The following is a 13778-nucleotide window of genomic DNA, read 5'->3' as shown; positions in this document are numbered from 1 at the left end:
TCGCGCATCGCACACCCAGGCGTCGACATTCGATTCACCTTACAGGCGCATCAACAGCGCTGTCAACGCGGCGCGCCCGCGCCGATCTCGTGTTCTGGCCATCCGGCTCGCGACGCGGGGCATCTGGCCATCCGGCCGCCTGGCTTGTCGGTTCGTGGCCTGAAGCAGAAAGGACTGCTCGAGGCGAGCCTGCTGGCGCACGTGCGTAGCGCATGTAGCAGCCGCGACGACGCGATGCGCTGCTCGCGGCTCGTCGGCGGCGCCCCCGGGCATACCAGGCAACCTTCCCTTGAGAGCATCAATCCAGCATCCACTGGGCAACATGAAGGTCTGCTGCTGTAAAGCTGCTACACCGAGCGGCGTCTGGACATCCGGAGTGCAGCCTGGATAGGATGATCGGCTATGCAAAAGCCATCTGCTCGTGTCCTCGCGCTTCCGGCCGTCCTGCTCGTTGGCTCCTTGCTCTGCGGGTGCCCCAACCCGAACTCTTACGGGACACCGCGGACCGTTGCGCCTGGCAAGGTCGCGCACTCGGTGTCGCTCGAGAGCCTCGGGTATATCGCGCCGGTCGATGACATCGAGGTTGATCCGAACACCGGCGAGACCACGCCGAGGCGGAGGACGGCCAGCGGGTTCCTGCCGACGCTGCCCTCATACCAGCTCCGGGCCGGCTTGACGGACATGCTCGACATCGGCGCTCACCTCCACAACCTCAGCTCGTTCGGCGTCGATCTCAAGGTGAACCCGGTCCGCGGCGTCTTCGACCTCGCCGTCGATCCCGGGTTGCAGTACTTCTACGTGGCGTCCAACGATGCCTCCGTGCATGTCCTTTACCTGCACGCGCCGGTGATGCTCGGCGTGAACCCGGCGGACTGGTTCTCCATCGTGGTGACCCCCGGGGTCACGTACGCGCTCGCCTCGGGCGACATCGTGGGCGACGACGAGGCGGCGGCGGCCGCGGACGGCCTCCTCCTCCGCGGCGGCCTCGGCTTCCAGTTCCGGACCTCCGACAGCTTCGCGATCCACCCCGAGATCACGATGATGAAGAGCATCGATGGCCCGGGGCTCGTCTACAACTTCGGTATCGGGTTCAACTTCGGCGCGCTGCCGAGCTACAAGGACCTTCAAGAGCCGATGTGACGCGGCCGTCGCGGCGGCCCGTCCGTCTCGGGGAGACGCTCGGTCGGCGTGGCGGTCCGCTCCTCAGCCGTGACGCCGACGAGCGGCACGCCGATGATGCCCTCGCCGGCCTCCAGGATCCGTTGTCCGCGACGCATTCCGGTGTCCGCAGCAACAGCCATCGCCCCTGTGGCCGCGCCTCTCGTGAGGTGAACGAGGTGTGTGGTGAGAGAGGCGATGGGCGCCCTTCGAATTGAGCGTACATCGGAAGTCGAACGCGAACAGGCGAGCTCGTTCGGCATGGCAAACTGCCCTTCTTCCTCGCTGCCGGGAGCGCCTCAGCGAGCGCGCTCGCGCGTCCGCTTCAGCGCCGCCTTGAGGACGTGCTCCGCGATGAGGTAGCCGAACCCCTCCCCGTCGATCCGCCGGAGGAGCTGGTCGCGCGCGATCCGGAGCGCCGCCGCGGTGGCGTCCAGGTTCCACCCGTGCGCGGCGAACTGCTGGAGCAGCCGCGCGCGCCGCACCTGCCCCGCGGAGAGCCGGTAGGTCTTCGCGTACTCCAGCGTGCCGTCGTCGCGCACGATCGCCTCGCCGATGTGGTTGTCCAGCGCCGGATCGAGCTCCGTCATGAACCGCTGGAGCGAGAACGGCCCCGCCCTGTACACGCGCTCCGCCGTGATCGGCCGGCCGAGGAGGCCCGCGGCCGTGTCCACGTGCAGCGCGCCGGCCTCCGCCCGCGCCCGGTCGAGCGCGGCCCGCAGGTCGTCGAGCGAGCCGATCTGCGCCGCGTCGAACGTGTGAACGAACGCCTGGCTGTCGCCGTTGTGGCGGGCCGCGTGGAGCAGCGTCTGCTCGAAGAAATCCTCGATCAGCGTGCGGTGCAGCGCGCGGTAGTCGTCGGGGTGCGACACGACGAACACCGACGCGAGCAGCTCGCCAATGAAGAGCAGGAGGCCGCACTGACCCTCGTGGATCTCGAAGACGCGCAGCGCGTCCTCGAGGCTCGGGATCGCCCGGCCGGAGAGCGACACCTCGGCGCGCGGGTCGAGACCGCGCGAGATCGCCCGCCGCGAGTACTCGGACCAGGCGATCTCGGGGGCGTTGAAGTGCAGGGCGAGGAAGCCCTCCATGGCGAGGTGCTGCGGCAGGAGACGCAGGCGGTTCCGCTCGGCCGGATCCTCGCCGCGCGCCTCGCGCCGGGCCATGCGGTGGAGCAGGTTGACGCCCCAGCCCAGCCTGGCGAGCGGGTTGCGCTCGCCAGGTCCCGCGAGCGCCGCGCCGTACGACGCGACGGGCGAGCCGTCGTCGGTCCACCCGACCACGAGCGCGTGCGGCACGTAGTTCGAGCAGTAAAGCGAGCCTTCGCCCGCATCGACGAGCGCCATGGGGTCGTCGTACCCGCGGCGGGCGATGCGCAGGTCGCCCCGCGGGGCGGCCCGGAGGAGCGGGACGAGGCGCACGCCCGCGAAGACCTGGGCGTGCGTGGCCGTGAGACCCCGGAGCGCGAGAGACCGGAGCAGGGCGGGCGCCTTGGCCATCAGGGCGCTCCCGGCGCCGCGGCGAGCGCCTCCACGGCCTCCTCGCCCGAGGCGGCGAGCGCCTCCACGGCCTCCTCGCCCGGGGCGGCGAGCGCCTCCACGGCCTCCTCGCCCGAGGCGGTCGCCCCGGCCGTCTCCGCGGCGACCGAGGGCCGGCCGTGCCGCGACAGCAACGCGGCCGCGCGCTGCGCGAGGTAGCGCTCGAGCTCCGCGAGAGGCGCCGTGCCCTCGGCGAAGCGGGCGAAGCCGAGGACCGTGGGCAGGTCCTCCGCGTCGCGCAGGCCGACCGTCGGGATCGACGGGCCGAGCCCGCGGGGCGCGTAGCGCTCGCTGTCGAACACGGGGTTGATGTGGACGATGGAGGTGCGCTGCCCCGGGTCGAGCCGCGCGCGGAAGCAGCGCGCGACCTCCGCGGCGGCGCCCGGCGGGTCGTTCTCGAAGCCGTCCGAGAGGACGACAACGACGTCGGGGCGGCACGCGAGCGCGTCGAGCAGCGGCGTGGCGAGATCGGTCTGGCCGCGCGCGTCGACGAGGATCTCGTCGGGCGTCGGCGCGGTCCAGAACGCGCGGTACTCGCGGGCGGCGGCGCGCAGCAGGTAGCTCACCCCGAGCGCGACGGCGAGCGGGCGGCGGCGCTTCTCGCTCGATCCGGACGCCGAGTAGCTCCGGTCGAGCACGGCGGCCACGCGCCCGAGCGCGGCGGGGCTCTTGCGGAGCGCCCGGGCGGCGGCGCGCTCGAGCGCGGCGTGGAGCTCCTCGCGGCGATCGCGCCGCGCCTCCTCGGGCAGGGAGAGGGCGTACAGGGCGACGCGGGTGAGCGGGGCGCGGCCGAGGTCGACGGCGAGGTCCACGTCCTCGCGCCCGGCGGCGCGCTGGAGCCGCAGGCGCTCGCCCTCGGTCATGCGCGGGGCGGCGCGGCGCAGGAGCTCGTCGCGCGAGACGCCGCGGGCCGCGGCGAGCCCCTCGGCGACGGTCAGCGGCAGGTCGAAGATCGCCTCCTTCGCATAGCGGGCCTGCCGCGCGCGCTCGAGGAGCGGCGCCTCGAACGGCGCGCGACGATCGGGCTCGAAGAGGAACGGCCCGAGCTCGCCGGGGAGCCGGAGGTGGGCGTGCGTCGCGAGCGCGCGGACGTGGGCGCGGTACTTGACCGCGTCGAACGCCGGATCCGGCCGGCCGGCGAGGTAGTCGCGGATGACGGCGCGCGCGCGGCGGTTGTTCACGCGGCGCTCCCGGAGGGCGCGGAGCGCCCGGAGCGCGCGCTGCGGCGGGAGCTCCCGGAGCGCCGCCGCGATGAGCAACCCCTCCTCTCGCCGATCGGCGGGGGGCGTCTCGGCGCCGGTCGCGAGGAGGTTCACGGCGATCAGGGCCTGGTTGAAGTGGTTGATGCCGGCGGCGAGCGTGCGCGCGTAGAGGCGACGGTAGTTGCCGAGGATGTATTCGTGGAGGAACTCGACGGAGACCACCTGTCCGCCGGAGGATCCGTAGAACTCGGCCTGCCCGGTGCACGCGAAGCAGGCGTTGATGAACATGACGAGGTCCTCGCGCTCGACGCGCTCGGTATGGAAGCAGGCGGAAAGCGCGGGCCGCGAGGGGGACATGCGAAGAGCCGCCCGGGGAATGGTGGGGCGAGTTACCTAAACAGTTACCAGACTGGGCTCGGGAATCGCCCCGGAGTCCCACGGGCGGCAAGAGGCAGGATACACCGGGACCGGCGCCTCGCAGAACCGGCCGAGCAGGTTTGCATCACCGGTGCGGGGCTCCGGGGTAGCGGGCGCGCGCAGCGCTCCCGTCTCGGCAACGCTCATCGGCGGATCTGGCCGGCTGATCTGGCCGACGATGTGACCGGCTACTCTGGCCAGACCTCGATCCAGACGAACAGCACCTGCCCGGCGGCCTGGTTGTCGACCGCGACCGGATAGACGGTGCGCGCCCGCAGCGCCGCGACGAGGTGATCGTGGTGGATCGCGAACCTGCCGATGAAGTCGTCGCTCACGAGGTCCCTGTCGATGAGCTCACCGCTCAGGCGAAGGTCCGGCGTGAGCGGCACGCCGCGCCACGTCGGCGGGCCGTTCCATCCTGGCGTGCACGTGTCGCGCTGCCCCGATCGATCGAGCGCGCGCCTCCCGAGCGAGCGCGCGCCCGCGAACAGCTCCGCCGAGCCGAAGGGCTCCGGCGGCTCGGTCCCTGCCCCCGCCGCCTCCGCGGCGAACCCCGCCACGCTGGCGGCCGCAGCCGCCGGGTGCTCCGTGCGGAGGAGGCCGCCGATGGCGGTGAGCGCCCCCGGCGCGACCGCGCCCATGCCGTCCCATTGACGCCCGTCCGCCTTGGCCGGGCTGATGACGGCGCCGTCGATGGAGATGCGGACACGGGCCGGCAGCGGCTCCGCCGCCGGCTTGCACGCAGCGAAGGCGAGGGCGAGCCCACACAGCGAGGCCGCCCCGAGGGGAGGACATGACGCCATGCCTCGAGAGCGTATCCCGGCGGGCGCGGATCACCAACGCGGAAGAGCGGGTGACAGCGTATTACTTCGTCCGCGCGACCTTCTGCGCCCGCGCAAGGTCGTCCTTCAGGCGCGCGATCACGGCGACGATGCGGTCACGCGGCGCGGCGTCGAGCGACATCGTCAGCCCGTGGCTGCGCGCAAAGTCGATGAGCGCGGGGAGCACGCGACCCGGCTCGCCGGTGATCACCGTGGCGCGTGGGTGAATCCATTCCTGGTCGGTCGCGAGCTCGTCCTCCGCGGTCAGAGAGGGCCGCAACGCCACCTTGAGCGCCGCGGGCTCCATGCACGCGGTTCCCTGCTGAGAACGCCGCCAGAACGTGGCGGAGAGCCGGACAGACCCGCCGTCCATCCACTCCGCGTTCCCGCCGGCGCGCTGGATCAGGAAGCCGTAGCGCGGCGGGATGCGCGACGACGTGGCGATGAGGTAGCGGTCCGCGATCACCGCCCTGCCGTCGAGCGAATCGGCCGTGGAGGCGGCCGTCGCGGCGTCCGGGAACGAGGCCCAGAGCCGCGCGCGATCGGCGCGCGGGGAGCGGGCGGCGAGCATTTCAGGCCAGTGGGCCTCACCGGGAACCGGGGCCAGCTCGGCGGCCAGGACGGCACCGTGCCTCACTGCGATCGCCTCGATCTGCGAGAGGGTGCCGTGGAGCGCTCCCCGATCCGGTGTTCCGGAGGGGAGCGCACCACCGCGGAGCGGGATGGGGCCGTACAGGTCGAGGCCGCGCCTCTCGAGGACGGCGATGTCGTCCACCGCCAGCGCGACCTCCGCCGCCTCCAGCGACGCCGCGTCCCCGAACCGCAGGCCCGCCACGATCTCCACCGGATCGTGCTCATGGACGCCCGAATAGACGGCTCGTCCGCCCCGCTTCCACAGGAGCGCTCGCAGCGAAGGGAAGTCGTCGTCCACGGCCATATCGGTGTGCAACATCACGCTCCCCCCGACGCGCGCGATCGAGCCCGGCGCCACCTCTCCGTCGTCCAGGCGGATCCCCTCGCGCTCCAGGAGCGATCGCCACTCATTCCCGTACGGCTCGCCCGGAGTCCATCCCGGCAAGAGATCTTCGATATAGCGACGGGCGTCATCGAGCTCCTCGAAGCGCCCGACGAGCACGCAGTCGCCGCTGTTGTTGCCGGAGAACCCCTGCCAGATACGGATACCGTCGGAGAGCTGTGCCTTGCGCCGCGCGGGCCTGGCGCAGCCCGGGAGCGGCGCGGGCCCGAGGAGCCGCTCTCGCTCGGCAGACCAGGCGGCGAGCACGTCGTCCGCCGACCGGACGGGCGCTCCCCGCTCCTGGAACGAACAGGCCTTGAGCGTGCGATCCGAGGTGATCGTCACGAAGTCCAGGCCGGCCCCGCAGTCGCCGTCCACCCCGTCGAAGAGGCGCGGCACGGGTTCCAACCTGTCCCCGAAGCAGACCGAGAGCCGCGCTCGAACAGGGCTGTCGGCGATGATCTCGGCGAGGCGGCGCTCGCCGTCCCGGTCAAGGTGGTTGTCCGGGTCGAGCCCTACATACCGTAGCAGCGCCACGTCGCGGCACCCGAGCCGGGCGAGCCGCGCGAGGAGCGCAGGCAACGACGGGAGCTGCGCAGGCGTCGCGAGCACGTTCACGCCGAACGTCACGCCCGCCGCCGCGAGCAGCTCCAGCCGGTCGTCCCAGGGCGTGTCTTGATACACGGAGACCCGGATCTCTCCGACGTGCGGCGCGAGCGCACGGAGCCTCCGCTCCGTGAGCAACGTGCCGTTCGTGGTGACGTGGAGAGCGAGCCCGGTCCGCTCGGCGAGGCGCGTCAAGAGCTCGTCGAAGCCGGCGAACGCCAGCGGCTCTCCTCCGCCGAAAGCCACCTCCAGGAGGCCGCGGCGCGCGAGGCCCGAGAGCACGTCGAAGGCCCCGTCCACCGTCCACGCGCTCCCCGCGTCCCGGTCCCGCGAGCAGAAAGAGCACGCGAGGTTGCAGCGGTTGGTGATGCCGAACAGCGCGACGCGCGGGGCCCGCCTCGTCAGCCGGCGCGTCGCGGGCCCGTCCCAGCGCACGTTCGTCCCCGTTCGCGGATGGAACCAGAGGAGCGCCCCGTCGAGCGCGTGGGGCCGAAACACATCGCGGGACGGCAGGGGGATCGCGTCTTCCATGGCGCGGGAAGTCTACCCTTGCTGCGGCTCTGGATCATCGGGGGAGGGCTCTCGGCGAGGTCCATCCTTTCAGTACAAGGTACTCAGCGGCTGACGACCATGCGATCGACGAGCTGCTGCGCGAGGACGAGGACCCCCAGGTATCCGTCTTCGGCATTCTCGATGACCCACGCCGTGAGCTCGTCCGCCGCGGCCGCGGCGCGGCGCTGGAGGTCAGTCCGCGCGCGGACACCAGCGAGCAGGCCGAGCGTGGTGGCCGTCACGAGCCGGGCGAGCAGCTCCCGTAGCGCGTCAGGGAGCTCCTCGACAGTCCACTCGACGATGAGCCGCACATCGTAGCCGACGAACAACCCCGCATGTGCCGCGCAGGCGGGCACGAGCGCAACGCCGGTGTTGCACGCCATGGCGTGGGCCCATCGGGGACCGACGCGCGCCGCATTCGTGGCGTCCAGGGCCTCGCGTGCGTCCGAGCCCATGACCGCGTGGGCCAGCCCGTGGCCGAAGAGCGCCACGCCCTCGAGCGCGCTGTCCTCCAGCGCGGACTCCAGCATCTCGCGGACGGCATGGTCGCCCTTCACGGCGACCGCCTCGGCCTCCGCGGCAAGGCGGATCGTCTGCTCGGCCATCCAGCGGCTGTTCCACAGCGCGGCGTCCTCCGGGGTCCATGCCGCGAAGACAAGGAAGCGCGCCATCAGCCCGCCTGACGCATCTTCGCCTGGACCTTGACCATGCGCACGGCGGCGCCGTGGATGTCTTGCAGGAAGTGCAGGGCCACCGCGTCGTCCTCCTGAAGCAGCTGCAGCATCTCCTTGGCCGTGACGCCCGCGCCATCGGGGCGCCGGAAGACGACCTCGTCTTCCGGCGCGTACTGGAGGAGGTGCTCCAGCGCGCGCTTCGCGGGGCCTGGCTCGTAGAGGTGCTCGCGATCGATACGCGTGAGGTCCGCGCGCTCGATGACAGTGCAGCCGTCGTGGAGCGAGACGTCGTAATACCCCGTAGGGTCGAGGTCGAACAGGTTGGAGTGGGTCGCGATGAAGAGCTGATCGATGTGCCGCTCCTCGACGAGCCGGACGAGCAACTGGCGCAGCGCACGGCCGCTCGTCGGGGCGTGGAGGTGGGCCTCCGGCTCCTCGATGCCGACGGCGCGGGCGCCGAGCAGCATGGCGCCCGCCAGGATCGTGTAGACCTGCGCGACGCCGAGGCCGACGAGATCGATGGAGACGTCGCGGCCGTCGGGGTTGGGCTCCGGGAGGAGCTCGCGCAGGTCGATCTCGCCAGTGCGCGGGTCCTGAACCGGGGCGAAGGGCGGGCGATGAAGCGGCTCGCCCGCGAGCAACGCGCGGAACGCGGCGAGCTTGTGGCGGACCTCGTGGCTCGGGCTGAGCTGGGCGGCGAGCAGTGCGCTCTTGAGGCGGCCAGCACGGAGGTGCCATGCAACGACGTCTTGGCCCTCGGGCGGCGCAGCGGTCTCTTCATGCCGAGGCTGGCGGTCCGCGCTTACGAGCGTGTAAGCGCTGGCGCCGAGTTCGATCAGCAGCCCCCGCAGCTGGTCGCGCTGATGCCGCCGATAACCGTTCACCTGACCGTGTCCTGGCGGCGGTTCGGGCGGCGCCCAAAGAGACTGGAGATCCGAGCCCCCCGATTCGAGGACCGAGAACGAGAGGTTCGGCGCGTGCTCGAGAGTCCAATCGAGGGTCACCTCGAGGATGAGATCCGCCGCGGGAAGCGGCCCGGCGGGCTCCAGGGCCTCGGCTTGCAGCCCCACGAGCCGAGCTCCCAGCACGACGTGCCTCGAGGTGTCACGAGCGCAGACGTCGCGCCGGTGAATCAAGCCTGCGTGGATCGCCTTCACGGCGTCCGTGACGCTCGCGAGCTCCTCCGTCATCGCGAGCGCGGCGGCCAGCCGAAAGAGCGTCCGCAGGCCTTCGAGAAGGTTGGACTTGCCGCTCCCGTTCGGACCGTAGAGGACGTTGAATGCGCCGAGGTCGTCGACGCGGACATCCCGGAGGCTGCGGTAGCCTTTGGCCCAGAACGACGCGATCCGCATGGCGGCGCGATGCTACACACCGCCACCCGCCCGGGCCAGCGCAGCGACGACCGCGCAGGCTGGGCGGACCGCGCAGCGCAAGCGACGCCGCGCCGTCGAGGCGGGCTGGCCTGTTCCCGCGCACATCACCAGCTCCGTTAGCTCACGCGCCGCTCACCCCCGGCTCATCCGCGCGATCGCCTCGGCCAGCGCGCCGTCGTCCGCGCCCTCGGCGTCGCTCGCGAGCGCCTCCTCGGCGGCGGCGAGCGCCGCGTCGCGGAGGCGGTAGAGCTCGGGCTCGGGGATGCGCTCGCGGGCGGCGAGGACGCCCGGCGGGACGCCGCGCAGCATCTCCAGGACGAGCCCGAGGCGGCGGCGGGCCTCGGGCGGCGGCGGCGCGCCGAGGCCGAGCCGCCGGCGCGTGGCCTCTGGCGCGGCCGCGAGGCGGCGCGAGGCGGCCTCGGCGACCTGGGCGGCGAGCGCGTGGTACGCGCGCGGCGACGGGAGCTTCGCCTCCGTCCAGACGAGGAGCCGGACGAACTCGCGCGCCCCGCCCTCGAACGCCCGCCGCCCGTGGAGCATGCGCCGGTTGTCGACCACCAGGATGTCCCCCGCGCCGAGCGAGAGCTCGATCACCTCGCGCCGCGACGCCTCGACGAAGCGCGCGAGCCGCGCGGCGATCGCGTCCCCCGGCGGCACGATCGGCGCGTGCGTGAGCGCCAGCGCGCCGCCGCGGAGCGACACGGTGGGCCCGAAGAAGTCGCCGAAGACGAAGGGGATGCGCCTGTACACCGTGAAGAGCGCGCGGAAGAGCTCGGGATCGTCGCGCTCGATCGTCGCGAGCAGCGCCCAGCCGTCGAGCAGGAGGCAGCCCCCGCCGCGCTCCGCGGGCCTGACGCAGGCCATGATCTGCACCGCCGGCGGCGCGCCCGCGAAGCACTGGCTGTCCGTGTGGAGCGGCGCCGCCGCGGAGCTCGCGGCGAACGACCTCCCCCCCGGCACCGCCTTGATCGGCTGCCGCTCGACCAGGAGCGGCCTCGCCCCGAGCAGCCGCTCCGCGAACCCCCACGGCGCCCGCGCCGCCTCCTCCGGAGGCAGCGCCCCCTCGTCCCCGCGCAGGACCGAGAAGCCGCGCGCCGCGAGCTCGTCGAGGAGCCTCATCTCTCTTCCTCTGTGCCCTCTGTGCCCTCTGTGCCTCTGTGGTTCAAATTCTCTTCTCCCCCCGCCCCCGCTCCTCCATCGAGGAAGCGGGCCTCCCGGAAACCGGCGCGGAGCAGGTCGCGCGGAACAGGCAGGATCCGGAGCAGCGGCGCGCCCTCAGGCACCTCGATCGCCGCGCCGATGCGGCGCACGTGGAACACCGCCGGGGTCGCGAAGAAGACGTCGGTCGCGACCACCCCGCGCATCACGTCGTAGCCCTCGCCGTGGATGCCCTCGAGCAGGCTCGACCAGCCGGGCGGGGTCGTGGTGAAGGCCCACGGCTTCACGAAGAAGTGCGGCTCGCCCGGCGGATGGGGCGTGAAGTACTTCGTCAGGTACCAGAGCGCCCCGCGGTTCGCGGCGACGAAATCCTCCCCGAAGACCCGGGCGAAGGTGCGCTCCACCGCGGCCGCCCCCTCGGCGAGGCGCGGCGCCTCCGGCGCGACCGCGAGCGTGTGCCCGTCGAACGTCGCGCGGAACGGCACCGCGTTCCTCACCACGATGGACTGGAGCCGCCGAGCTCCCCCGCGCCAGGGGACCGGATCCGGCCCCGCCGCGGTCGTGACCTCGGTGACCTCGGCGATCTCGGGCGCCCCCGGCCCGGCCACGACCAGCCGCGCGCGCGCCGGCCCCGCGCGCTTCACTCCCGCGCTCCCTTCCTCCGCGCTCCCCCCTGCCGCGCTCCCTTCCGCCACGCTCCCCTCGGCCGCGCCACCCGCCCCCGCGCGCCCCTCCCCCGCCCTCGCCTGTCCCGCCACGAGGCGCCGGTACTTGCGCGTCACCTCGCCCTTCTTCACCGCGAAGTATTTCGCGTCGTAGAACGCCGCGTGCGCCCGCCCCACCTCGGGGGCGTCCGCGAGCGCGCAGGCCTCGATCCGCACGTCGGGGCGCACCGGCGCGACGCAGCCGATCTCGCCCTCGAGCCGGAGCACCCGGGGCGCCTCGTCGCGGACGCGCAGCTCGACCACCAGCGGCACGAAGGCGCCGTCGTCGGCGAGGTACGCCTCGCTCACGTCGATCAGCACGTTCCGGCGGTTCGCCGCGCCCGCGACCCGCAACCAGAGGCCCGGATCCGGGCGCACCAGGAGCCCGGTCCACAGCCGCAGGCGCGGCGGGCCGAGCCCCGTCCGGCACGTCCAGGCGATGCCGCCGCGCAGCGCCCGGTGCCACGCCCCCTCGGGCGCCAGGAAGCCCTGCGTGACCAGCCGGGGCAGCGCGGCGCGGTGCGCGCGGAGCAGCGCCTCGCGGTGCTCCCCCGCGGGCTCGGCGCGCAGCGAGCCGAGCCGCCGCTGCACCTCGATCGGACGCCCCAGGGTGATCTGAAGCCCGAACGCGTTGCCCTCGAGGAGCGGCACGCACGCCTTCGCCACCCGGAGCGGCACCGCGCCGTCGAGGTCGCCGGTGCGCCGGGTGAGCCGGCAGAGGCCGAGGGCGTCGAGCACCTCGAAGCAGGCGTCACCCGCCGCAGCCACCACCACCGCCGCAGCCGCCGCCGCCACCGCAGCCGCCGCCGCCGCCGCAGCTCGACGAGCTGCAGCTCGATCCGCCCGACGAGCCGCCGCCCGTCGAGACCGCCACGGGCGGGCCCATCGCGTAGACCATCGGCGCGAAGAGCGGCGACATCGCGAGCATCGCCGCGCCGCCCGCGGCCACCGTCAGGCCGATGTCCACCGCCTCCCGGCGGCGACCGCTGGCGACGTCCGAGCGCAGCGAGACGGTCGAGTCGTCGAGCCACGCGAGGTAGCTCGCCCTCAGGCTGCTGTACTTGCTCGTGGCCATCGCCACGAGCCACGTGGCGAACAGGAGCGCGATCATCTCCATCACGAGGAACGTGTGGGGACGGTTGAGCTCCTCCGCGCGAAGGACGCGGATCAACCCGACCCCGAGGAGCGCGAGGCCGACAGCCCAGACCACGGCCGAGAGCGTCTTCAGCGTCCCCGGCGTGCGGAGCATCCCGGCGGCCGCGAGCTCGCCGCGGAGCTCCTGCTCGAACCGCTGCGCGATCTGATCGGCGGAGGCGCGCAGCTGCGCCACCGAGAGCGTCGCGCCCGCGGCCCCCCTCGAGGAGAGCGCGCTGTGGAACGCCGCGAGCACCCGGTCCCGCGGCGGCGCGCCGCCCATGACCTGGAACGCCTGCGGCGCGTCCTTCGCGTCGCCCGCGGGGACGAGCCAGCCCGCGGCCATCGCGACCGCGATCAGCGTCTCGGCGACGCCCTTGCTCTGGTCCCGGAGGTACGCGATCGCCCAGTACTCGTCCGGCTGGGGGATCCAGCCCGCCGAGAGCCGCTGCCGCTGCGGCGGCTGCGCGTGGAACCGGTACGGCGTGCCCGCCGCGGCCGCGGCGGCCGCCGGCGCGCCGACGGGCTGCGCCGACCGGTCGAGGGAGGCGCCGATCGCGTTGCGCAGCAGGATGGCGAAGAGGAGGCCGGAGACCGACAGCGCGCCGTAGAAGAGCAGGAACGCCGGCCCCGACTCCATGTTGAACGGGAAGAAGTCGAAGATCTCGTGGATCACGGCGACCCCTGGTGCTCGAGCCCATCGACGTCGTCGACCGCGCGCGCGAGCAGCGCGGCGAGCGCCTCGTAGGCAGCGCCCGGCGCCTCGTGGACCCGCTGGAGCGGGGCCACGTCGACGCCGAGGTGCTTGCCCGCCCCGGCGAGCACGGTCGCGAGGTCGTCGTCCCCGCCGTCCCCGTTGATCCCGTGCAGGCCGAGCAAGGCGTGCAGCGGGCCGCGGATCTGCTTCACCTTGCGGAAGACGGCGCCCCGCAGCGCCTCGTCCGAGCCCATCCCGTCCACCACCGCGCGGCGGAGCCGGATCTGCGCCTCGCGGAGCTCCTGCTCGACGCGCAGGCGGCGGTTCTTGCCGTCGATCACCAGCGCCGAGAACGGGTCGCGCCCGGAGAGGAGCACGTGGCACCGGCGGATGTCGTCGTAGAGCAGCGGGAACACGTCCGCGGCGCGCGGGATCTCGGCGACGGTGAGGATCATCGCCTCGATCCGGGCCGCGTAGCGCGCGATCCTGAGCGCGTTGGCGATCGCGTCGAGGCCCTCGCGGGAAGCCTCGTTGAGCACCACCATCAGATCGACGTCGCTCTGCCCCTCGCGGTAACCGCCGCGCGCCGCGCTGCCGTAGACGAGCAGGCACGCGAGCTCGTCGCCGAGCGTCCGCTCGAGGCTCTCCTTGAGCTCGACGAGCCGCGCCTGCACCTGCGCCGGCAGCCTGGAGACGGCGCTCCCCTGGGCGATCGTTCCTTCTTTCATG

The 13778-nt window shown here is 73.1% G+C and carries 11 protein-coding genes; 1 reads left to right on the top strand and 10 read right to left on the bottom strand.

The annotated features are described in order from the left end of the window. The first annotated feature begins 402 nt into the window (after positions 1 to 402). Positions 403 to 1140, top strand: coding sequence for a hypothetical protein (locus WME76_RS05665; RefSeq protein ID WP_437959168.1), 738 nt, complete (start codon positions 403 to 405; stop codon positions 1138 to 1140). A gap of 317 nt (positions 1141 to 1457) precedes the next feature. Here WME76_RS05665 and WME76_RS05660 read toward each other — a convergent pair whose 3' ends face one another. The 10 genes from WME76_RS05660 to WME76_RS05615 form a co-directional block, all read right to left on the bottom strand. Beyond that, complete coding sequence (locus tag WME76_RS05660) at positions 1458 to 2657, bottom strand: ARPP-2 domain-containing protein (protein WP_437959167.1); 1200 nt, start codon at positions 2655 to 2657, stop codon at positions 1458 to 1460. Then, positions 2657 to 4255, bottom strand: coding sequence for a hypothetical protein (locus tag WME76_RS05655; RefSeq protein ID WP_437959166.1), 1599 nt, complete (start codon positions 4253 to 4255; stop codon positions 2657 to 2659). Before WME76_RS05655 ends, WME76_RS05660 begins: the two co-directional genes overlap by 1 nt. A gap of 248 nt (positions 4256 to 4503) precedes the next feature. Further along, positions 4504 to 5118 (bottom strand): hypothetical protein, encoded by a 615-nt coding sequence (locus WME76_RS05650; protein ID WP_437959165.1) that lies wholly within the window; start codon positions 5116 to 5118, stop codon positions 4504 to 4506. A gap of 61 nt (positions 5119 to 5179) precedes the next feature. Next, positions 5180 to 7288: a radical SAM protein gene (locus tag WME76_RS05645; RefSeq protein ID WP_437959164.1), complete on the bottom strand. Its 2109-nt coding sequence runs from the start codon at positions 7286 to 7288 to the stop codon at positions 5180 to 5182. Positions 7289 to 7371: 83 nt separating this feature from the next. Further along, the gene (locus WME76_RS05640; RefSeq protein WP_437959163.1) at positions 7372 to 7980 is read right to left on the bottom strand and encodes a hypothetical protein; all 609 of its coding nucleotides are present in this window, start codon (positions 7978 to 7980) and stop codon (positions 7372 to 7374) included. Further along, positions 7980 to 9335 (bottom strand): AAA family ATPase, encoded by a 1356-nt coding sequence (locus WME76_RS05635; RefSeq protein WP_437959162.1) that lies wholly within the window; start codon positions 9333 to 9335, stop codon positions 7980 to 7982. Before WME76_RS05635 ends, WME76_RS05640 begins: the two co-directional genes overlap by 1 nt. A 153-nt stretch (positions 9336 to 9488) precedes the next feature. Beyond that, complete coding sequence (locus WME76_RS05630) at positions 9489 to 10475, bottom strand: TauD/TfdA family dioxygenase (RefSeq protein WP_437959161.1); 987 nt, start codon at positions 10473 to 10475, stop codon at positions 9489 to 9491. Further along, entirely contained in the window at positions 10472 to 11986 is a 1515-nt protein-coding gene (locus WME76_RS05625; RefSeq protein WP_437959160.1) for a hypothetical protein, read from the bottom strand. The genes WME76_RS05630 and WME76_RS05625 overlap by 4 nt, the downstream gene beginning before the upstream one ends. Then, entirely contained in the window at positions 11970 to 13028 is a 1059-nt protein-coding gene (locus WME76_RS05620; protein WP_437959159.1) for a hypothetical protein, read from the bottom strand. Before WME76_RS05620 ends, WME76_RS05625 begins: the two co-directional genes overlap by 17 nt. After that, complete coding sequence (locus WME76_RS05615; RefSeq protein WP_437959158.1) at positions 13025 to 13777, bottom strand: nucleotidyltransferase domain-containing protein; 753 nt, start codon at positions 13775 to 13777, stop codon at positions 13025 to 13027. The genes WME76_RS05620 and WME76_RS05615 overlap by 4 nt, the downstream gene beginning before the upstream one ends. Position 13778 lies beyond the last annotated feature (1 nt).

Origin of the sequence: Sorangium sp. So ce119, assembly GCF_051524405.1 — a bacterium.
In the GTDB taxonomy this organism is placed as follows: Bacteria; Myxococcota_A; Polyangia; order Polyangiales; family Polyangiaceae; genus Sorangium; species Sorangium cellulosum_G.
This window is presented reverse-complemented; position numbering and strand designations above follow the sequence as displayed.

Bases quoted from the DNA above. Each gene is read 5' to 3' on its own strand.
- WME76_RS05635 (WP_437959162.1), bottom strand. From the start codon at position 9,335: ATGCGGATCGCGTCGTTCTGGGCCAAAGGCTACCGCAGCCTCCGGGAT.
- WME76_RS05640 (WP_437959163.1), bottom strand. From the start codon at position 7,980: ATGGCGCGCTTCCTTGTCTTCGCGGCATGGACCCCGGAGGACGCCGCG.
- WME76_RS05645 (WP_437959164.1), bottom strand. From the start codon at position 7,288: ATGGAAGACGCGATCCCCCTGCCGTCCCGCGATGTGTTTCGGCCCCAC.
- WME76_RS05665 (WP_437959168.1), top strand. From the start codon at position 403: ATGCAAAAGCCATCTGCTCGTGTCCTCGCGCTTCCGGCCGTCCTGCTC.
- WME76_RS05630 (WP_437959161.1), bottom strand. From the start codon at position 10,475: ATGAGGCTCCTCGACGAGCTCGCGGCGCGCGGCTTCTCGGTCCTGCGC.
- WME76_RS05650 (WP_437959165.1), bottom strand. From the start codon at position 5,118: ATGGCGTCATGTCCTCCCCTCGGGGCGGCCTCGCTGTGTGGGCTCGCC.
- WME76_RS05655 (WP_437959166.1), bottom strand. From the start codon at position 4,255: ATGTCCCCCTCGCGGCCCGCGCTTTCCGCCTGCTTCCATACCGAGCGC.
- WME76_RS05660 (WP_437959167.1), bottom strand. From the start codon at position 2,657: ATGGCCAAGGCGCCCGCCCTGCTCCGGTCTCTCGCGCTCCGGGGTCTC.
- WME76_RS05615 (WP_437959158.1), bottom strand. From the start codon at position 13,777: ATGAAAGAAGGAACGATCGCCCAGGGGAGCGCCGTCTCCAGGCTGCCG.